The sequence below is a fragment of the Clostridium algifaecis genome (genome assembly GCF_017874415.1).
Classification (GTDB): Bacteria; Bacillota; Clostridia; order Clostridiales; family Clostridiaceae; genus Clostridium_B; species Clostridium_B algifaecis.
The window spans coordinates 21,419-41,803 of the sequence record NZ_JAGGLM010000009.1; the positions used below are offsets into that span (position 1 = coordinate 21,419).

Annotated in this window: 21 protein-coding genes; all 21 read left to right on the top strand. The window is 30.9% G+C overall.

Annotated elements, in window-relative coordinates:
• The first annotated feature begins 141 nt into the window (after positions 1-141).
• A complete protein-coding gene (locus J2Z42_RS08065; protein ID WP_209702138.1) occupies positions 142-1,983 on the top strand; it encodes an APC family permease in 1,842 nt (613 codons plus the stop codon).
• A gap of 295 nt (positions 1,984-2,278) precedes the next feature.
• On the top strand, positions 2,279-2,716 hold the full coding sequence (locus J2Z42_RS08070; RefSeq protein WP_209702139.1) for an ACT domain-containing protein: 438 nt from the start codon (positions 2,279-2,281) through the stop codon (positions 2,714-2,716).
• 69 nt (positions 2,717-2,785) lie between these two features.
• Positions 2,786-4,030, top strand: coding sequence for a homoserine dehydrogenase (locus J2Z42_RS08075; protein WP_209702140.1), 1,245 nt, complete (start codon positions 2,786-2,788; stop codon positions 4,028-4,030).
• Between the two features lie 54 nt (positions 4,031-4,084).
• Positions 4,085-4,987: a homoserine kinase gene (gene thrB / locus J2Z42_RS08080; RefSeq protein ID WP_209702141.1), complete on the top strand. Its 903-nt coding sequence runs from the start codon at positions 4,085-4,087 to the stop codon at positions 4,985-4,987.
• A gap of 84 nt (positions 4,988-5,071) precedes the next feature.
• Positions 5,072-5,776 carry a hypothetical protein gene (locus J2Z42_RS08085; RefSeq protein WP_209702142.1) on the top strand — a complete coding sequence of 235 codons (705 nt, stop codon included), beginning with the start codon at positions 5,072-5,074 and terminating at the stop codon, positions 5,774-5,776.
• A gap of 173 nt (positions 5,777-5,949) precedes the next feature.
• Entirely contained in the window at positions 5,950-6,210 is a 261-nt protein-coding gene (locus J2Z42_RS08090; RefSeq protein ID WP_209702143.1) for a DUF4321 domain-containing protein, read from the top strand.
• An 11-nt stretch (positions 6,211-6,221) separates the two neighbouring features.
• Positions 6,222-6,800, top strand: a complete 579-nt coding sequence (locus tag J2Z42_RS08095; protein WP_209702144.1) for a Maf-like protein — start codon at positions 6,222-6,224, stop codon at positions 6,798-6,800.
• A gap of 14 nt (positions 6,801-6,814) precedes the next feature.
• Complete coding sequence (gene radC, locus J2Z42_RS08100) at positions 6,815-7,501, top strand: RadC family protein (RefSeq protein ID WP_209702145.1); 687 nt, start codon at positions 6,815-6,817, stop codon at positions 7,499-7,501.
• 19 nt (positions 7,502-7,520) lie between these two features.
• On the top strand, positions 7,521-8,531 hold the full coding sequence (locus J2Z42_RS08105) for a rod shape-determining protein (protein ID WP_209702146.1): 1,011 nt from the start codon (positions 7,521-7,523) through the stop codon (positions 8,529-8,531).
• A gap of 11 nt (positions 8,532-8,542) precedes the next feature.
• Positions 8,543-9,403 carry a rod shape-determining protein MreC gene (gene mreC / locus J2Z42_RS08110; protein WP_209702147.1) on the top strand — a complete coding sequence of 287 codons (861 nt, stop codon included), beginning with the start codon at positions 8,543-8,545 and terminating at the stop codon, positions 9,401-9,403.
• Positions 9,404-9,413: 10 nt separating this feature from the next.
• Positions 9,414-9,905 (top strand): rod shape-determining protein MreD, encoded by a 492-nt coding sequence (gene mreD, locus J2Z42_RS08115; RefSeq protein WP_209702148.1) that lies wholly within the window; start codon positions 9,414-9,416, stop codon positions 9,903-9,905.
• Between the two features lie 15 nt (positions 9,906-9,920).
• On the top strand, positions 9,921-12,590 hold the full coding sequence (locus tag J2Z42_RS08120; protein ID WP_209702149.1) for a penicillin-binding transpeptidase domain-containing protein: 2,670 nt from the start codon (positions 9,921-9,923) through the stop codon (positions 12,588-12,590).
• Positions 12,591-12,751: 161 nt separating this feature from the next.
• Positions 12,752-13,384, top strand: coding sequence for a septum site-determining protein MinC (gene minC / locus J2Z42_RS08125; protein ID WP_209702150.1), 633 nt, complete (start codon positions 12,752-12,754; stop codon positions 13,382-13,384).
• A 261-nt stretch (positions 13,385-13,645) separates the two neighbouring features.
• Positions 13,646-14,449 carry a septum site-determining protein MinD gene (gene minD, locus J2Z42_RS08130; RefSeq protein WP_209702151.1) on the top strand — a complete coding sequence of 268 codons (804 nt, stop codon included), beginning with the start codon at positions 13,646-13,648 and terminating at the stop codon, positions 14,447-14,449.
• Between the two features lie 4 nt (positions 14,450-14,453).
• The gene (gene minE, locus J2Z42_RS08135) at positions 14,454-14,720 is read left to right on the top strand and encodes a cell division topological specificity factor MinE (RefSeq protein WP_209702152.1); all 267 of its coding nucleotides are present in this window, start codon (positions 14,454-14,456) and stop codon (positions 14,718-14,720) included.
• A 69-nt stretch (positions 14,721-14,789) separates the two neighbouring features.
• The gene (gene rodA, locus J2Z42_RS08140; RefSeq protein WP_209702153.1) at positions 14,790-15,911 is read left to right on the top strand and encodes a rod shape-determining protein RodA; all 1,122 of its coding nucleotides are present in this window, start codon (positions 14,790-14,792) and stop codon (positions 15,909-15,911) included.
• A gap of 79 nt (positions 15,912-15,990) precedes the next feature.
• Complete coding sequence (gene mgsA, locus J2Z42_RS08145) at positions 15,991-16,371, top strand: methylglyoxal synthase (protein ID WP_209702154.1); 381 nt, start codon at positions 15,991-15,993, stop codon at positions 16,369-16,371.
• A 142-nt stretch (positions 16,372-16,513) separates the two neighbouring features.
• Entirely contained in the window at positions 16,514-16,873 is a 360-nt protein-coding gene (locus J2Z42_RS08150) for an endopeptidase (RefSeq protein WP_209702155.1), read from the top strand.
• A 16-nt stretch (positions 16,874-16,889) separates the two neighbouring features.
• Entirely contained in the window at positions 16,890-17,741 is an 852-nt protein-coding gene (locus tag J2Z42_RS08155) for a M50 family metallopeptidase (RefSeq protein ID WP_209702156.1), read from the top strand.
• Positions 17,742-17,822: 81 nt separating this feature from the next.
• Complete coding sequence (locus J2Z42_RS08160; protein ID WP_209702157.1) at positions 17,823-19,688, top strand: TIGR03960 family B12-binding radical SAM protein; 1,866 nt, start codon at positions 17,823-17,825, stop codon at positions 19,686-19,688.
• Positions 19,663-20,370 carry a TIGR03936 family radical SAM-associated protein gene (locus tag J2Z42_RS08165; protein WP_209702158.1) on the top strand — a complete coding sequence of 236 codons (708 nt, stop codon included), beginning with the start codon at positions 19,663-19,665 and terminating at the stop codon, positions 20,368-20,370. The genes J2Z42_RS08160 and J2Z42_RS08165 overlap by 26 nt, the downstream gene beginning before the upstream one ends.
• The last annotated feature ends 15 nt before the right edge of the window (positions 20,371-20,385 follow it).

Genomic DNA, 20,385 nt, shown 5'->3' on the forward strand with positions numbered 1-20,385 from the left:
TTTGCTAAAATTAACTAATTCGGTTTTAAATCAGCTTTAAATGTAAAAAAATGAATTATGATAAAAATTAATAATAATATATAATCAATCTCATACTAAAACTAAAAAATTAAAGCAAAATTTGTTTTTAGAGGTGCGAAAATGGGATCTAAATTAGAAAAGTTTTTAATAGGAAACAGCTTGAAAACTGAACAGCTAAAGGGAGAGAAATTCAATATATTTTGGGGACTACCAATAATGTCCAGCGACGCAATTTCATCAGTAGCTTATGCCGGACAGGAAATACTTTTGGTGCTTGTTCCTGTACTGGGAATGTTGTCATATAAGTATATGTTGTATGCATCGCTTTGCATTGTGTTTTTAATGTTCATGCTTACATTTTCTTATAGACAAACTATAGATGCATATCCTACAGGTGGAGGCTCTTATATAGTAGCAAAGGATAATTTAGGAACAATTCCTGGACTTGTAGCAGGTGCCTCTCTAACCATTGATTATATATTGACGGTAGCAGTAAGTACTTCTGCGGGCACGGCTGCTATAACTTCTGCGGCACCTTCGCTGCTGCCGCATAAAGTAGTCATAACTCTGGTACTTATAGTATTTTTGACTATTGGAAATTTAAGAGGTATAAGAGAATCTTCAAAGATGTTTGGAATTCCAACTTATTTATTTATAGTTTCTGTATTATTTATGATTATATGGGGAATATTCAAGGTACACTTTTTAGGATATGTGCCTAAATCAATATACAAAATACCTCAAATTTCAGGAGATATAACTTTATTTTTGTTTTTAAGGGCTTTTGCAGCTGGATGTACAGCTTTAACTGGTATAGAAGCTGTAAGTAATGGTGTACCTAGTTTTAAAGAGCCATCACAGAAAAATGCAAAAAGAGTTCTAGAACTTCTTTCACTTACAATACTTTTGATGTTTGGTGGAATTTCATATTTATCTACAATCTATCATTCAGTACCTAATGACCAGATAACTGTACTTGCACAAATTGCAAATGAGGTATTTGGTGGAAATGTTATGTTCTATGAAATTCAGGCAACTACAGCTATTATACTTGTTATGGCTGGTAATACTGCTTTTGCAGGTTTGCCACTTTTAATGGCATTTATGGCCAAAGATGGATTTGTACCAAGACAGTTTGCAAAAAGGGGAAAAAGGCTTGGATATTCCAATGGAATAATAATACTTGGAGTTTTATCTGGTCTGCTTGTTATAGTATTTAAAGGAGATACTCATTTGTTATTGGCGCTTTATGCTGTAGGTGTATTTATATCTTTTACGCTATCTCAATCAGGAATGTTTGTGAGATGGGTTAAAAATAAAAAATCAGGATGGGTTCATAAGTCTCTTATAAATGGTACTGGAGCAGTTCTAACTTTTATAACAACTATTATTATAGGAATTACTAGATTTAAACACGGAGCATGGATTGTTATTATACTTATACCTGCAATGGTTTATCTTATGTTAGCTATAAAAAGACATTATTCAGAGGTTGCAAGACAGCTTAAACTGCCATTAAATGAAAAGCCTAAGGATATAGATTTTGAGAAACAGAAGAGATACGTTATAGTTCCAATAGATACACTTAACAAGTCATTCTTAAAGGCGTTGAATTATGCTAGGACAATATCTGATAATATAATAGTATTTCATGTATCTGTAGATGACGAAGCTACAGGAAAACTGCTGAAAAAATGGAATGAATATGATGTAGGAATACCAATAATAGTAAAGAAATCACCATATAGGAGTATTGTAGGACCTCTTGTAAAGTTTATAGAGTCAGAAGAATATGCAGCTGGATCAAAAGATACTGTAACCGTAGTTCTTCCACAGTTTGTAGTTACAAAGTGGTGGGGGAACATACTCCATAATCAGACTGCACTCCTTATCAAGACTATGCTTCTAAAAAGAAGAAATATTGCTATAGTAACAGTTCCTTATATAATATTTGAAAAATAAATTTATTATATATATTAGAACGAAAGAAAACATCTCACAATAATAGTTATTCATTATTGTGAGATGTTTTTTTATTTAAATTGGATTTATTGATGATATTTTATGAAATATAATTTAAATGAAACGTTGACATTTAACAATTAATTAAAAAACAATGCTTTTTTTAAACATATGTTAATAAATGCGGTGAGCAATTTTTAAATTTTGTTGAATTATTAATTAATATGTGTTACTATAGGAAATATAAATTTTACATACGTACATTTGTACGCTATATACGGACAAGGAGAGGATTATGAATAATAAGTTTTTAATAATTGATTCAGAAATTCTTCCTGATGTTTTTCTGAAGGTTGTAAAAGTCAAGGAACTTCTTAGAACTGGTAGTGTAAAAGATATATCCGAAGGTGTAAAAAAAATTGGGATAAGCAGGAGCACTTATTATAAATACAAAGATTCTGTTTTTACAATGTCGGAGGGTGTAGCCGGTCATAAAGTTACTTTGGGTTTTATGGTTTTGCATAAAGCAGGAACTTTATCTAAAATAATTGACAAAATAGCACAGATGAAGGGAAATATACTCACAATAAATCAGGATATACCTATAAATAATGTGGCTAGTGTTACAATAACTTTTGATGCTTCAAAGCTTATAATTGATACCAATGAGTTGGTTGATGAGATAAAGTCTATGGACAGCATTGTAAATGTCAGATTGTTAGCAGTTGAATAGATTAATTTAAAATTTGAGAGGTTGTTTTTTTATATAAATAAAAAGATAAATAAAAAGGAGGCAATAAACATGGCAGTTATAGCTATGCTTGGATATGGAGTTGTTGGCAGTGGGGTAGCCGAGCTTATATTAAAAAATAAGAATAAGTTTAAAAACAGATTGAATGAGGAACTTGTAATATCAAATATTTTGGTTAGAGATATGGATAAGTATAAGGACAACAAAAATAAGGCTTTGCTAACTAACAATATAGAAGATATTTTTAAAAAAAAGGTTGATATAGTAGTAGAAGCAATGGGCGGTCTTAATCCATCATATGAATATGTAAAAAGGGCATTAGAAATGAAAAAACATGTGGTTACATCCAATAAGGATTTAATTGCAGAATATGGTACTGAACTTCTGGAACTTGCAAATAAAAATGGAGTAAGTATTCACTTTGAAGCTAGTGTTGGCGGCGGAATACCAATATTGAAATCAATGAATGAATGCTTGGTTGGAAATGAAATAAAAAGTATCAGATCAATATTGAATGGTACTACTAATTTTATACTTTCAAAAATGAATCATGATAATATGAGCTATGAAGATGCCTTAAAGCTTGCTCAAAAGCTTGGTTTTGCAGAAGCAAACCCTGAATCTGATGTAATGGGTTATGATGCAGCAAGGAAACTTTCTATACTATCTACTATTGCATATAATAAAAAAGTTTATTGGAAAGATATAAATATAGAGGGAATTACGGATATAGACATAAATGATTTCAAATATGCAAAAATGAGAGGATGCAGCATAAAACTTCTTGGGGTAAGCCAAAAAGATGCTGACAATATATATGCATCAGTAAGACCGGTTATGGTAAAAGAGAATTCTGTGCTTGGAAAAATTGAAGATGAATACAATGCAATTTTAGTTGAAGGGGATGCAGTAGGAGATGTATTATTTACAGGTAAAGGTGCAGGCATGTTCCCAACAGCTAGCTCAGTGTTTGCAGATATTGCAGATATAGTTATCCATAAAGAAGAAGAAGCGATTACTTTTAATGAAGAAGAAGCTAAAATAAATAAAAAATGGAATACGGATGGCAAATGGCTAATCAGAATAAAGACTGACGATAGAATAAAGGTTATTGAGAATATAACGGCTAATTTTACAAGTTCATATATTTTATCAAATGCCATATCTATGGACAAAGATGAAGTAGTAGCCTTTATAAATGCAGACAGTGAAACTATTATAGATGATTGTATTTATAATTTGAAGAAAGACGGCTATGTTAAATCATCAAAGAAATTATTGATATTTGAAAAATAATTTCTCGAATTAATTTATAAAGTCATAAACTAGATTGGCAAGGGAGGACATAATATGTCTAAAGTAAAAGTTAGAATACCGGCCACCACTGCAAATATGGGACCTGGATTTGATACTTTGGGTATGGCACTTAAATTATATAATGAAATTGAAGTTCAAGAAACAAATGGTGGAACTGAAATATATAATAATGGAGTTAGAGAAGAAGAAGATTTTAAAGATAATTTAATATACAAAACTATAATGAAAACTATTGGTAAACAGGGGTATTCATGTAAAGGACTTAAAATAAATGTAACAAAATGTGATATACCAATGTCAAGGGGACTTGGCAGCAGTTCAGCATGTATAGTTGGCGGCATAAAAGCTGCCAATTCGATTACAGGTGTAAAAATGACTCAGGAAGATATAATCTCTCTGGCAACTGAAATAGAGGGACATCCAGATAATGTAGTTCCTGCAGCTTTAGGAGGAATGGTCATATCTTTAAAAGTTGGAGATAAAATAACTTATTCAAAAGTTAAATTGCCTTCACAGTTAAGATTTGCAGCAATGATACCTGAATTCGAAGTGAGTACAGCTCTTTCTAGAAAAGTTCTTCCAGAATCCTATTCAAAAGAGGACTGTATATTTAATATGTCAAGAGCTGCAATGCTTGTAAATGCATTAAATAATAATGAGTTTAACAAGTTGAGCTTATGTTTTGATGATAAAATTCATCAGCCTTATAGAAAAAAATTAATAAAAAATTTAGATGCTATTTTCAAAGAGTCTAACAAACTTAAATCTTTAGGTGAATTTATAAGTGGATCAGGATCTACATTAATGGCTGTTATTTCAAACGAAAATGCAGATGAATTTACATATTGTATGAAAAAATTTCTTGATGGGCTTGAAGATAAATGGAACATAATTTTACTTGAACCTGATTTGGAAGGCGTTAAGATTTTAAAATAAACTTTTTCAAAAAGTAATATTTTTTTCATCTCATACTTATATTTAATATATAGATATTAACAATAAGAAGATTGAGGTGAGAAAATGAAATACACACGATATGACTTAAAAAAGAAAACTGGGACAAAGAGTTTTGTAATTATAATAACCTTAATATTTATAACAGCATTCATTATAGGTACTTTTGCATTCAAAATATTAATGAGCAATTATGGGGGAAATGCAATTAAAACTGATATGTCTGCAGACAAAACAGAAGATTCATATAATAAGAAATCTGCAATTGATGGAAGTGAAACTAAATTTATAGCTGTTCAGGGCGGTATATATAAGGATAACAACAATGTGGATGAAGAAAAAAAATTACTTTCAAGCTATGGTGTACCTTTTGAAATAAAAGACGGCGATAAAGTAAGAGTTTTTTTAGGAATATATACAGAAGCAGGCGCAAAGGACATTGTATCTTCTCTAACAAAGCAGAAAGTGGATAATTCAAATATGAATTTTAGCATAAAAAAGGACAGTCTATGTAATGCAGAAATAATAGAAATAATAAATGCAAATTTGCAGATATTGAATAAATTTTCTGAAAAAGACGTAGAATCAATAAAAACTGATGAATTAAAAAAATGGTGTGCTTCATTAAAAGATGTTAATAAAAGTGATAAGAACTATTATGTATTTAAAGATTTAAGGGATTATATAAATAAATTTCCAGACAAATTACCTAAAGATAAAATTGATGAGAATTATATATATATTTATGGTAAATTAAAAAATATGAATTAAAAATATTGATTATATATAATTTTAATAATTGGCAAGTATATGTATATATTTTACAGTACTTGCCATTTTCATACTTAATTTAAAAATTTTTTTGAACAATGGTATATGTACTTGTTTATGCTTTTATTAAATGATAAACTATATTAGATATATTGTTAATTAGGGGGATTTAGGTGAAAGGGGCAGGAAAAAGTACAGTTCTTTTATGGTTTCTGATATTTTTAGGAGCTGTGGCCGGAAGCCTTATAGGCGATACTATAGGCAGCAGCTTTGATATGTTTAAATTTTTAAAGAATTCATATGCTATAGGCACAAACGCACCTTTAGCATTAAGTCTTAAAATTTTAACTATTACTATTGGTATAAATTTTAATATTAATATTATGACTATAATAGGTGTAATTGTGGCTATAATATTATATAGAAGATATTAGGAAGTGGTTTATTGAAAATTGTATTAGCTTCATCATCCATAAGAAGGCGTCAACTCTTAGGAAGACTTTTAGAAAATTTTGACGTATTTGTAAGTGATTTTAAAGAAGACAGCGTCAGATTTGAAGGTGACTGTGGCAAGTATGTTATGGAACTTGCTTTAGGTAAAGCTAAAAATGTATGCAGCAAATTAAAAAATGAGCAGGCTATAATAATAGGATGTGATACTGTTGTATATTTAAATGGAAAAATACTTGGAAAACCGGAGAATGAGAATGATGCTTTTAATATGTTAAAAGCTTTGAGTGGAAATGAACACCAGGTATATTCAGGAATAGCAGTTATTGACAAAACTTCAGGAACTGTGAAAAGTGATTTTGTCAAAACTGTAGTTAAGTTTTCAGATATATCGGATGATCAAATAAAGAAATATCTAAAAAGAGGAGAATATAAAGATAAGGCAGGAGCATATGGCATTCAAGGTTATGCAGGAGTATTTGTATCTGAAATTCATGGATGCTATTATAATGTTGTTGGCCTTCCTCTTAATAGACTTTATCAAATTTTAACTGGAATGGGGGTAAATCTATAATAAGGAGTTTTTAAATGAATAGAACATTAAAAATCAAAGATTTACCTGAAAATGAAAGACCAAGGGAAAGACTTTTTAGATATGGGTCAGAGGCATTATCAAATGTAGAACTTTTAGCAATACTTCTTGGCTCAGGGACTAAAAATGAGAATATAATATCATTAAGTAGTAAAATTATAAGAGATAATGGAGGGCTGAATGGAGTTTTTAATTCAAGTCTAGAAGATTTTACCAAAATTAATGGTATAGGAAAAGCAAAAGCTTCCAAACTCCTGGCCATGATAGAATTGTCAAAGAGGTTTAAATCTTTTAAAGATGGTGATAATTATAAAATATCCAGTCCTAAAGATGCTGCTTTTTTAGTTATGGAAGAGATGAAGTTGCTTAAACAAGAACAGCTTAAGGTTATAATGTTAAATACAAAGAATATTGTTATAAATGTAAAAAAAGTTTTTGTAGGAAGTTTAAATTCATCTATAGTACATCCAAGAGAAGTTTTTAATGATGCTATTAAGAAAAGCAGTGCATCTATAATAATATGCCATAATCATCCGTCAGGTGATCCAACGCCAAGTGATGAGGACATAAAGGTAACTATTAGGATAAAAGAATGTGGAGAAATTTTGGGAATACAGCTTATTGATCATTTAATAATAGGAAATGGAATATATATTAGCTTAAAAGAAAAAGGAATAGTGTAAACTGAAAGGAGAAATATAAATGGGATTTTTTGGAATATCAAGAGACATGGGAATTGATTTAGGTACAGCTAATACCTTAATATATGTAAAAGGAAAAGGTATAGTGCTTAGGGAACCCTCTGTTGTTGCTATAAATAGTGATGTTAAAAGAGTTATGGCTGTTGGAAATGAAGCAAAGGACATGATAGGTAGGACACCGGGAAATATTGTGGCAATACGTCCGCTTAAAGATGGGGTTATTGCTGATTTTGATGTAACTCATACAATGCTTAGAAAGTTTATTGAAAAAGTTAGTCCTAAATCTGCATTTACAAGTCCTAGAATATTTGTGTGCTTTCCATCTGGAGTTACAGAAGTTGAAAAAAGAGCAATAGAAGAAGCAACAAAGCATGCAGGCGCAAGGGATGTATTATTGATGGAAGAACCTATGGCAGCTGCTATAGGAGCAGGATTACCTGTAAATGAGCCAACAGGAAGTATGATTGTGGACATAGGTGGTGGTACTACAGAGGTTGCTATAATATCACTTGGAGGAATAGTTACAAGTAAATCACTTAGAATTGCAGGAGACGAATTAGATGAAGCTATAGTAAATTATATAAAGAAAGAATACAATTTAATGATAGGTGAGAGAACTGCAGAAAATGTAAAAATAGAATTAGGTTCAGCTTATGATATAGGTGAAAATAATGAAATGGAAATAAGAGGACGAGATCTTGTAACTGGATTGCCTAAAGTTATAACTATAAATGAAGAAGAAATAAGAGGTGCATTGAAGGAACCTGTAGCTGCAATAATAGATTCAATAAAGACAACTCTTGAAAAAACTCCACCAGAGCTTGCAGCTGATATAATGGACAAAGGGATTATGCTGGCAGGCGGCGGTGCAATGCTCAGAGGATTAGATCAGCTTGTAAATTTGGAAACCCATATTCCAGTTCATATAGCAGAAACTCCACTGGATTGTGTAGCGCTCGGTGCAGGAAAAGCACTAGATACTATAGATAAAATAGTAGCTAGTAGAAAATAGAGTGGTGGATTATGCGATTTTTTAAGAATAAACTGGCAGTAGTTATAATAATACTGTCAGTTACATTTTTAATCTTAATTTCTTTTAGCATAAAAAATGGCGGCACATTTTTTATGAGAAATGGTATGGGCAGTGCATTAAACACAATACAGGGTGGAGTATATAAATTTAACAACAGCATAAAACAGTCTTTAGGATTTATAATAAATATTTCAAGTATTAAAAGTGAAAATCAGCAGCTTGATAAAAAAAATAGTGAACTGGAAAACAAGCTTGTGGAGTACAAAGATTTAAAAAACGAAAATACTAACTTGAGAGAAATGCTTAATTTTAAAAAGCAGAGATCAGAATATAATTATATAGGATGTGACATAATAGGCAGAGGCGGAAATGATGCTTTGGATCAATTTACAATAAACAGAGGAAGTAATGATGGAATAAAGAAGGGCATGGTCGCTGTTACAGACAAAGGTCTTGTTGGTACAGTAACACATGTTGAAAAAGGTTGGGCCATAGTTCAAGCATTATCTAACGAAAATTCTGCTGTTGGAGCAGAACTTGAAAATACGGATCAAAAAAATGAAATTTCAGAAGAGGGAATTTTGAAAGGATATAAAGAAGGAACAAATAGTTACCTTGGAAAAATATATTATCTCCCAAGTGAATCTAAAATTAAAAAGGGAGATTCGATTTTAACTTCTGGAATTGATAATTCCTATCCTAAAGGAATAAGAATAGGAACTGTTGTAAGTGTAGAATTAGATAAGGGAAAAGTAATGAAAAATGCTATAATAAAGCCATATGTCAATTTTGATAAGATTGAGGAAATGCTAATAGTAATTCCAAAAAATCAAATAGACATAAAGTATTAAGGTGATGTATATGAAAAAAATATTAATGCTAATTCTTATATCGATTTTGCTCTTTATACTTGACAATGTATTTGTTCCTTTTTTCCCTATAAGAAATATATATCCAAGTTTACTTTTTGTATTTATAGTATGTTATTCTATTGCCAGTGGAAGTTGGGAAGGGCTGTGGCTTGGAGTTTTTGCAGGAATACTTCAGGACATTTATTTTATAGACGGATTCTGGATAAATACTTTCTTAAATATGATAATATGTGTGATAGCTGGAATTTTAGGCAACAGTATATTTAAAGAAAAAAAATTTATTCCTATTATTTTCTGCTTTTTACTTGCGAATTTGAAGGGACTGCTATTATTTTTTACATTGAATTTGAGTGGAATATATTCAGATATAACTAATATGTTCTTTATCAGTATATATGACATGATTATTTGCATCTTTATGTATAAGACAGTATATAAATTTTCTAAAAAAAATTACATGGAAAGCAAGTGGAAATTTTAGAGGAACGGTGATTTTATGAGATTAAAAAAAGGGAAAAAAAGAATGTCTAGATATACTGCTCTTATTGTAATCATGGCTATTATTTTTGGTTGTATTGGAGTACAGCTTTTTTTGTTGCAGATTGTAAAAGGTGATGACTACAAGGAGCAAGCAAACAATAAATCTATTAAGGAAATATCAGATCCGGCGCCGAGAGGAAATATATTGGACAAAAATGGAGCAGTTCTTGCCACAAGCAAACAGAGTTATACTCTGGTTTACAATCAGACAGATGAGAGTGATAAATACTTTTTCAAAACTATGGACAAAGTGTTCAAGATACTTGATGCTAATGGTGAGACCCAGCAGGATGATTTTGAACTTAAAATAAATCCTTTTAAATTTGAATTTAGAAGCGATGATGCAAATACAAGAAGGGCTCTTGAGATAAAGTTTAAAAGGGATAGAGGACTTAATACGGACATAGAAAAAAAGATAAAAGCAAATAATAAAAATATTTCAGATGATGACTTAAAGAAACAGGTTAATGATGAATTAATGAAGATATCACCGCAGGATACCTTTAATAAGCTTCTTAAGCAGTACAAAATAAGCAGTGCATATCCAATTGAAGAACAGAGAAGATTTATGATTATTAAAGATACTATAAAGATGCACAGTTTCTCAGGCTACAATCCTGTGACTATAGCCAGCAATATGAACAAAGAGACTGCATTAAAATTTTCTCAGATGCTTAGTGACCTGCCGGGAGTAGATGTAAATACACAGCCAATAAGATATTATCCTAACAATGATTTAGCATCAGCGGTAATTGGATATATATCAAAAATAAGTACTGACTATGATAAATACACTGAAAAAGGATATGATTCAAATAGTGACTATATAGGTCAGGCTGGTATTGAAGCTGCGCTTGAAGATAGACTTAAAGGATCAAAGGGCGGAAGAATAGTAAAGCTTGATAAAAATGGAAAGATAACCGAGGAGCTTGGCAAAAAAGATCCTTATCCGGGCCAGACAGTACAGCTTACTATAGATAAGGATGTACAGAAAGCAGCTGAGACAGCACTTGATACCAGGATGCAAGAACTTAGATCAAATCCGTATGGACAGCAAAGGTCAGATACAACCAATGCAACCAGGGCAGCAGCAGTTGTAATTGATGTCAATACAGGAGGCGTAATTGCACTAGCCAGCAGGCCGGGATATGACCCTAATCTTTTTGCAGTACCAGGGAGACTATCAACAGATTTATATAATCAATATTTCAGTCCTGATTTAGAAAAATTCGGGAAACAATATATTGAACAGAGGGGAATTGCAAGCAGATTAGGCGGAACTGAAGAGGATGCACTCAATAAACTCTTCCCTATAGATAAAAGTATAAAAAATAATACAACTATAAGACAGGATGCTTACGATATATATCCAAAACCATTTTATAATTATGCAACACAATCACTTATACCACCAGGATCAACATTTAAACCAATGACAGCTATTGCAGGACTTGAAAGTGGAGCAATAACCCCTGATTTTGGTGTCGATGATGAAGGTATATTTGATAAAGGTGGAAAAATTGTAAAATTTGAATTGGATGGCGCAAATGGTTATGTTGATTTAGCTTCAGCAATACAAAAATCCAGTAACCCTTATTTTATGACAGTTGGCAAGAGAATTAGAGAGTATTTTGGAGATGATACTTTAGCTAAATATGCATGGAAATTTGGGCTTGGAGTATCTACAAGTGGAAATGTTAAAGCATCTACCGGTATAGAAATTCCAGAAAAATTCGGTCAGGTGTACAATACTGTAACAAACAAAAATACATTTGCAAGCACGTATCTTTGGAAAACTATGTCTTCACTAAAAAACGGACAGGATGATTATGGACATAAATTTACTCAGATAAACTTATATGATAATGATAGTGATTCAAGTAAAGTTAAGAGTATAAAGACAAATATCAAAAATTTAATACAAGACTCTATAAAAAATGGTGATAAAGCTTTTGACAAGGCAAAATATAAAGATTTGATTTCACAACTTATAAGTGAAGATCCTGCATATAATGGAAAAGAAATCAGCGACAGCAAATTAAATTCAATAATTCAGGCAATTTATTATATAACAGTATCTGATGCAAATGCTCAGTTGAACGTTCCTGCAAATATAGAAGATGCATCTATTGGACAGGGAATTGACCAGTTTACACCACTGCAGATGGCAAATTATATTGCAACTATTGCAAATGGTGGAACAAGATATAAAGTACATCTTGTAAATAAAATATTGGATTCAAACGGAAAAGTTATAGAGAATGTAAATCCTAGTGTTATAGAAAATACTGGAGTCAAGGCTTCTAATATAGCTGCTGTCAAGGCTGGTATGGAAGCTGTTAATGAAAAAGGTACTGCATCCCAGACATTTGCCAATTTCCCTATACCTACAGCAGGAAAAACAGGTACTGCAAGTATGGGAAATCAGGAGCAGATAGGAAGAACTGACTATGCTGAATATGTTGGATATGCACCTCTTGATAAACCACAAATAGCTGTCTGTGTTGTAGTATTTGATGGTGGTCAGGGAGCAGGTTCTGCTGAAGTTGCAAAAGCTATTTATTCTGCGTATTTTAAATTAAACAATAGCACGAGCACTCAAAGTACTACTGCATCACAAAATTGAATTTTTAATTCTCAGCATAGAGAATATTATAATATTAAATTTGCGGATAGGTGGCTTTCTATTCGCAAATTTAATGTATTTAAAGAGAAAAATTTTAAATTAAGGAGGATTTACAAATATTGTGTTGAAATAATATAATGTAGGTATTATGGAGGTCTGATATGTTGGAAGATAGTATAAAGATAAAGGGAAATAGAGATGGAATAAATATAATTATAAACATGAATAAGTTTAAAGATTTTGACGAAATGGTTGAAGCTTTAAGTGAAAGACTTTCACCGGGTAAAACTTTTTATAGAGGTTCTACCTTAAAAATAACTACAGATTTGAAATATATAAATGAAAAACAATATATAAAATTAAAAGATATATTATTTGATGAATTTTTAGTTAGGGACTGCATACTTGAAGATAGAAAAGAGAAATCAAATAAAATATTTTCAGGAATTTATGAAGGAAGGACTAAATTTTTAAGAAAGACTGTAAGAAGTGGACAGATTGTAGATTATTCTGGAAATATAGTTATAATAGGAGATGTAAATTCTGGATCAGAAATATATGCGGGTGGTAATGTAATTGTATTTGGTTCGCTTAAAGGATATGTGCATGCAGGATATGGCGGTAATGGCAGGGCGATAGTTGCTGCATTTTGTCTTCAGCCAGAAATGCTTCAAATTGCCAATATAGTTACAAGGTCACCTGAAGATAATATTAAACCTGAATATCCAGAGGTGGCAAAAGTTAGAGGAAATACAATAATTGTAGAACCGTACCTTCCAAATAAATTTATTTAAAAAATCTTTCTTATTTGAGGGATTTTTTATTTTTACAGAGGAATTTTTAAGCATTTTGTGGAAAATATAAATTGAATAAACCTTTATTTTTTATTAAATTGTTAAAATAAATCAGGTTATTCAAATATTATAGATTAAGTTTGTTATATTTAGTATAATATTATACAGATAGCGTTAGTACTTAATTGGTTATAAGTACCTGTATGTATTTATATAGATTCATATTTACCAAATAAATTTATTTAATGGAGGTTTTTGTAAATGGGAGAAGCAATTGTAGTAACATCAGGTAAAGGTGGAGTAGGTAAGACTACTACTACAGCTAATATAGGTACGGGACTTGCAGCTTTAGATAAAAAAGTAGTTGTAGTCGATGGAGATACAGGACTTAGGAATCTTGATGTTCTTATGGGACTTGAAAATAGAATTGTGTTTACACTAATAGATGTAATAGAAGAAAAATGTAAATTAAAACAGGCACTTATAAAGGACAAAAGATTTCCTAATTTGTGTCTTTTGCCTACAGCACAAACAAGAGATAAGGAAGATGTGAAAAGTGAAGATATGTCCAAGCTTGTATCTGAATTAAAAAAAGAATTTGATTATGTAATAATTGATTGTCCTGCAGGAATTGAACAGGGATTTGAGAATGCCATAGTTGGTGCAGACAGGGCATTAATTGTAGTTAATCCTGAAGTTACATCTGTAAGGGATTCTGATAGAGTTATTGGAAAATTAGATGCCAGGGGACTAGAAAATCATCAACTTATAGTAAATAGAATAGATTATGAAATGACTAAAAATGGAGAAATGCTTGATGTAAGCGATATACTTGACAGTCTTGCTATAGAATTAATTGGTGTAGTTCCAAATGACAAGGAAATAACTATATCTACAAATAAGGGTGAACCGGCAGTCTTAGATAATAACTCTATGGCAGGCCAGGCATTTAGGAATATATCTAGGAGAGTGACTGGAGAAAAGATTCCACTTATGAATTTAAATGTAACTCAAGCTGGTTTTATTTCTTCTATAAAAAAATTATTTGGAATAAATAGGAGGTAAGTATATGGATTTATTTAAAATTTTTTCAAGAACGTCTTCCAAAAATGTAGCCAAGGAAAGATTGAGATTGATACTTATACATGATAGATCTAATATGTCTCCTGATTTGCTTGAAAATATAAAAGAAGACATTTTAAAAGTACTTTCAAAGTATGTGGAGATAGATTGTGGGGATGTTGATGTAAAAATGACAAGTACAGAAGATATAGAAGGCTCATCACCAGCACTTATTGCAAGTATACCTATAAAAAATGTTAAACATAAAAAGTAAAATGGTAGATAGCTTTTTAAACTATATGTGTTATAATCATATATAGTTTTAATGGAGGTAGGAGATATTATGCTAGAAAAATTTGCTATTAGTAGAAGGTATTTAAGGGAACTGGATTTTACAATAATAATAACTGTATTAATTATCTCTATATTTGGAGTCTTAAACATATATAGTGCTACGCACATGACATCTGGAAGGTATTATTTGAAAAGTCAACTTATATGGATAGCTGGCGGTATTTTATTAACATATCTTATACTTATTCTGGATTATAATATAATAGAAAATTATGCCAGTGTAATATATTGGTTTGGCGTATTTTTGCTTGTTTTAAATACAATTCCAGGAATTAAATCTACAGTTAATGGAGCTTCATCCTGGATAAAACTTGGACCTGTATCTTTTCAACCATCTGAAATTGCAAAGATAGGTATAATAATTATGATTGCAAAGCAATTGGATGATATGGAAGGAAACATAAACAATTTAAAAAATTTCTGCAAACTTACACTTTATGCTGCTATTCCAATGGTACTTATAGTAGTTCAGCCAGATTTAGGAATGACTATGGTTTGCTTTTTTACCGTACTTGGAATATATTTTGCTTCAGGCTTAAATTCAAAGACTATAATTATAGGGATACTAACTGTGGCTGTAGTGGTAGCCATAGCGTGGAATTCTTCACTTATAGAATACTATCAAAAAATGAGAATACTAGCACTATTTAATCCGGACAAATATCAACTGAATTATGGGCTGCAGCTTAAACAATCTCAAATAGGAATTGGATCAGGTGGGATACTTGGAAAAGGGTTTTTAAAAGGAACTCAAATATCTGGTGGATATGTACCATTTGCATCTACAGATTTTATATTTGCAGTAGTGGGAGAAGAATGGGGATTTATAGGTGCTGCTATGCTTGTAACATTTTATGGAATTATACTATACAGAATAATAAAGATAGCTAAAGAAGCCAAAGATATATTTGGTTCTGTAGTATGTGTAGGTTTAGTTTCAACTATGCTATTTTCAATATTTCAGAATATAGGAATGACTATAGGATTACTTCCTATAACGGGAATAACACTTCCGTTTATGAGTTATGGTGGTAGTTCACTTCTTACAGCATTTATAACTGTAGCTTTGGTTCTAAATATAGGTATGAGAAGGAAAAAAATCAATTTTTAGTGTTCCATATTGTAGAATTTTGTTCTATAATTTTAATAGGGTTAAGTAGTATTAATAAAACTTAGGGGGAGGAAACATAATGAAAATTGCATTTATAGCACATGATAAAAAGAAAGATGACATTATAGACTTTGTAAAAAGATATAAAAACATTTTTGAAGGACATGAGTTATTTGGGACAGGCACTACAGCAAAACTTATAAGTGAAGCTACAGGATTAAAGGTTCACGGATTTCTTTCAGGACCTCTCGGCGGCGATCAGGAAATAGGAGGAAAAGTGGCAGAAGGCAAGGTAGATCTTGTATTTTTCTTGAGAGATCCACTTACTGCACAACCTCATGAACCTGATGTATCAGCACTTCTTAGAATATGCGATGTTCATAGTGTACCGCTTGCTACTAATTTGGCAGCAGCAGAAATTTTTGCAAAAGTTATTGGAATGCACTGTGTACAGAAATAAACTTAATTTATTTTGACAAAGAGACTTCATTTATGAAGTCTTTTTTTTATGTCTGATTACAGCTCATAACTTAATTGTCATAATTTAAAATATATAAAAATATATATAGACTATATACAATGATATGGAAAGGTGATAAGCTTTGGGATATTACAATTCGCAGTATGAAGATTATTATAATCAATTAAAGAGGGGTGTTAAATATTCTCCACGTTATGATAAAATTTCAAATAAAAATAACAGATTTGATAAAATAAACTTTATTACCAAAAGGATTATAAGGGATTTAAGCGGAGTTTTAATTTTATCTATAATTATAGGAGTGTGTAAAATTATACAAACTCCTCAAACTAAGACTGTATACAATTATTCTAAAAAAGTAGTAAGCGAGACCTATGATTACAACAATTTAAAACATAATTTAAGAAACATTGATTTAAAAGAGATGGAAAGTGAAGCAAAAAGTATGATTAATAGACTTCAAATCAACATATCACAATAGAATTTGAGGTAATCTTTTGATAAAAATAAGTAGATATTTTATTCCTTATGTAATATTTTTAGTTATCATAGGCTATAGAGGGCAGATTGCAATTACTTTTATAATAGTTTTCTGCCATGAATTGATTCATTATTTATTTGCCAGATATTATAAAATTTCAGGATTTGATATAGAATTTATAGCTGTAGGAACAGTTATAAAATTAAAAGATTTAGATGAAGCTGATAAAATGGAAGACATTATAATATCTTCCTCTGCACCTTTGTTCAATATAATTTTTTCAATAATATCTTATGCATTATATAGAAAATTAAATATGGATATTTTCTATATGCTTTTTTCTATAAATTTGATTATAGGTATTTTTAATTTAATACCTGCTTTCCCGCTGGATGGCGGAAGAATATTCAGAGATATTCTTAATTTTAAAGTTGATTATAGAAAGGCCAATAGAATAATGATTGTGATAAGCATTATTATAGGAAGTATATTAATGCTTATTTATATGATAAATTTTTTAAAAGAAAAAAGTGTTTTTAATATTGGAATTATAGGATTATTTATAGTTGTCTCGTCACTTAGAGAAAAAGAAAGGGCATCATATATAATTATGGGTGATATTATTAAAAAAAAGTATAAATTTATAAAAAGAGGTTATATAGAAAATAGAAACGTGTCTATACATTATAAACAGGATCTTCTTACAGCTATGGGCTTATTTGACAAGAACAAATATAATGTGTTTATGGTATTGGATGATACTATGAATATTTTGGACATTATATACGAAGAACAGATAATAGAAGGACTTAAGGTATATGGAAATATGAGTTTGGAGAAATTTATGAAATATAAGAATAGTCCATAACCTTAGTTTTTATGGCAAATTATTTAAAAAGTTTATTTGTTATGTTAGAATATAGAAATGGTACTTAAGAGGAGGAATTTAATGAACAGAATTAATGATGATATATTGTTTAAAGTTGAAAAACCAGCCAGATATATAGGAGGAGAAATGAACTCTTATATAAAGGATAAGGATAAAATAGATATTAGATTTGCATTTTGTTTTCCGGATGTATATGAAGTTGGTATGTCACATCTTGGAATGAAAATACTTTACTATGTTTTAAATGAAAGGGAAGATACCTACTGTGAGAGAGTTTTTGCACCATGGCCAGATCTTGAAGAGCTTATGAGGGAAAATAATATCCCATTGTATGCTTTAGAAAGCAAGGACCCTATTAAGGACTTTGATTTTATAGGATTTACACTTCAATATGAGATGAGTTACACAAATATACTTAATATGCTTGATTTAGCGGGAGTGCCTGTAAGAGCTTCTGAAAGGGGAGAAAATGATCCTGTAGTTTTATGTGGTGGACCATGTGCTTATAATCCAGAACCGTTATATGATATAGCTGATTTATTCTGTCTTGGAGAAGGTGAACAGCAGCTCCAGGATGTAGTTGAGCTTTACAATAAGTTTAAGGGAAAGGGAAAGGGAAAGAAAAAAGAATTTTTAAGAAAGGCTGCCAGTATAGGAGGAGTCTATGTACCTTCTATGTATGACGTTAGTTATAATGAGGATGGAACTATAAAAGAATTTAAACCTTTATATGATTATATACCATCAAAAGTTAAAAAGAGAATAGTTAAGGACATGAACGAAGTTGTTTATCCTGATAAATTAATAGTTCCATATACTGATATAGTTCATGATAGGATAATGCTTGAAACTTTTAGGGGATGTACTAGGGGATGCAGGTTCTGTCAGGCAGGTATGGTGTATAGACCTGTTAGAGAGAAAAAAGTAGATACTTTATTGAAGCAAGCAGATGAGCTTATAAAAAGTACCGGATATTCAGAAGTATCTTTAACATCACTGAGTATTTGCGATTACTCAGATTTAAAAAATCTTGTATATGGCTTTATAGAAGAACACAAAAGTGACAAGGTTGGAGTTTCACTTCCATCTTTAAGGGTTGATTCTTTTTCTGTAGGACTTATAAATGAAATACAGAAGGTAAGAAAAACTGGGCTTACTTTTGCACCTGAGGCTGGAAGCCAGAGAATGCGTGATGTAATAAATAAAGGAGTTACCGAGAAAAATCTCATGGACTCTGTTAAAAGTGCTTTTGAATCAGGGTGGTCTACTATAAAATTGTATTTTATGATAGGTCTTCCATATGAAACCATGGACGATATAATTGGAATTTCAAGTCTGGCTGAAAAAGTTGTAGATGAATACTTTGCTGTTCCAAAGGAAAAAAGGAAGAAAGGATTGAAGGTAACTGTAAGTACCTCAATATTTGTTCCAAAGCCTTTTACACCTTTTCAATGGTCACCTCAAATAAAAATGGAAGATGTAAAAAATGAAATAGGAGAACTCAGAAGGTCTATAAAGAGAAAACAGATAAATTATAATTGGCATGAGAGTCCTGTAAGCTATTTAGAGGCAGTATTTGCAAGAGGCGACAGGAAGCTTTGTGATGTACTTGTAGAAGCATTCAAGATGGGGATTAAGTTTGACGGATGGTCTGAGTACTTTGATTTTGACAAATGGAAGTCAGCCTTTGAGAAATGTGGTATTGATGGGGATTTCTATGCTTATAGAGAGAGAGGTTATGAGGAGATACTTCCCTGGGATTTCATAGATATAGGTGTTGATAAAGAATATTTGATAAGAGAAAATGAGAAAGCTAAGAAGGCGGAAATCACTCAAGATTGTAGAATGGGCTGCGAAAATTGTGGAGTAAATGTTAATTTAGAGGGGAAGTGCTTTAGCGGTGCGGTATTTAATAAAGTTCAGTAAGGAAAGCAGTATAAAATTTATAGGACATCTAGACCTTATGAGGACAATACAGAGAATGATAAGAAGATCAAAACTTAAAGTAGAATATTCTAAAGGATTTAATCCACATATAAATATGTCTATTGCACAACCTCTTGCAGTTGGAATTTATTCTTGTGGTGAGTACATGGATCTTAATTTTGAAGAAGAAACAGATGAAGATGAAATAAAAGAAAAGTTAAATAAAAATGCACCTATGGGAATAAGGATATTTGAAGTTGAGAAAATAAAAGATGCTGAAAATAAAAAAATATTTAAGTCTATGGCTGAAGTTTATGCAGCCAAATATATAATCAAGATAAAATATCTAAATTCACAGGCTATTTCTCAAAGTATGAATGATTTAATGAATGAAGAGTGTTGGAATACAATTAAAAAGACTAAAAGAGGAGAAGCAGAAGTTGATATAAAAAAACTTGTGAAGATGATTAAGTATAAAATAGACGGCAATGTACTTGTTATAGATACTATCATAAGCTGTGGAAGCAGGGAAAATTTATCGGCGGAACTTTTATCAAGGTATATACAGGAAAATACTGAAAATACAGATAAAGATGCTTTTATAGATATAAGAAGAGAAGAAATGTATGGAAATCTGAAAAACAAGCTGGTACCTTTGTATAAATATGTTATTGACTGTTAGTTAATTCTTATCTGG

Coding starts and splice junctions, on each gene's coding strand:
- J2Z42_RS08065 (WP_209702138.1), top strand. CDS start 142: ATGGGATCTAAATTAGAAAAGTTTTTAATAGGAAACAGCTTGAAAACT.
- J2Z42_RS08070 (WP_209702139.1), top strand. CDS start 2,279: ATGAATAATAAGTTTTTAATAATTGATTCAGAAATTCTTCCTGATGTT.
- J2Z42_RS08075 (WP_209702140.1), top strand. CDS start 2,786: ATGGCAGTTATAGCTATGCTTGGATATGGAGTTGTTGGCAGTGGGGTA.
- thrB (WP_209702141.1), top strand. CDS start 4,085: ATGTCTAAAGTAAAAGTTAGAATACCGGCCACCACTGCAAATATGGGA.
- J2Z42_RS08085 (WP_209702142.1), top strand. CDS start 5,072: ATGAAATACACACGATATGACTTAAAAAAGAAAACTGGGACAAAGAGT.
- radC (WP_209702145.1), top strand. CDS start 6,815: ATGAATAGAACATTAAAAATCAAAGATTTACCTGAAAATGAAAGACCA.
- J2Z42_RS08105 (WP_209702146.1), top strand. CDS start 7,521: ATGGGATTTTTTGGAATATCAAGAGACATGGGAATTGATTTAGGTACA.
- mreC (WP_209702147.1), top strand. CDS start 8,543: ATGCGATTTTTTAAGAATAAACTGGCAGTAGTTATAATAATACTGTCA.
- mreD (WP_209702148.1), top strand. CDS start 9,414: ATGAAAAAAATATTAATGCTAATTCTTATATCGATTTTGCTCTTTATA.
- J2Z42_RS08120 (WP_209702149.1), top strand. CDS start 9,921: ATGAGATTAAAAAAAGGGAAAAAAAGAATGTCTAGATATACTGCTCTT.
- minC (WP_209702150.1), top strand. CDS start 12,752: ATGTTGGAAGATAGTATAAAGATAAAGGGAAATAGAGATGGAATAAAT.
- minD (WP_209702151.1), top strand. CDS start 13,646: ATGGGAGAAGCAATTGTAGTAACATCAGGTAAAGGTGGAGTAGGTAAG.
- minE (WP_209702152.1), top strand. CDS start 14,454: ATGGATTTATTTAAAATTTTTTCAAGAACGTCTTCCAAAAATGTAGCC.
- rodA (WP_209702153.1), top strand. CDS start 14,790: ATGCTAGAAAAATTTGCTATTAGTAGAAGGTATTTAAGGGAACTGGAT.
- mgsA (WP_209702154.1), top strand. CDS start 15,991: ATGAAAATTGCATTTATAGCACATGATAAAAAGAAAGATGACATTATA.
- J2Z42_RS08160 (WP_209702157.1), top strand. CDS start 17,823: ATGAACAGAATTAATGATGATATATTGTTTAAAGTTGAAAAACCAGCC.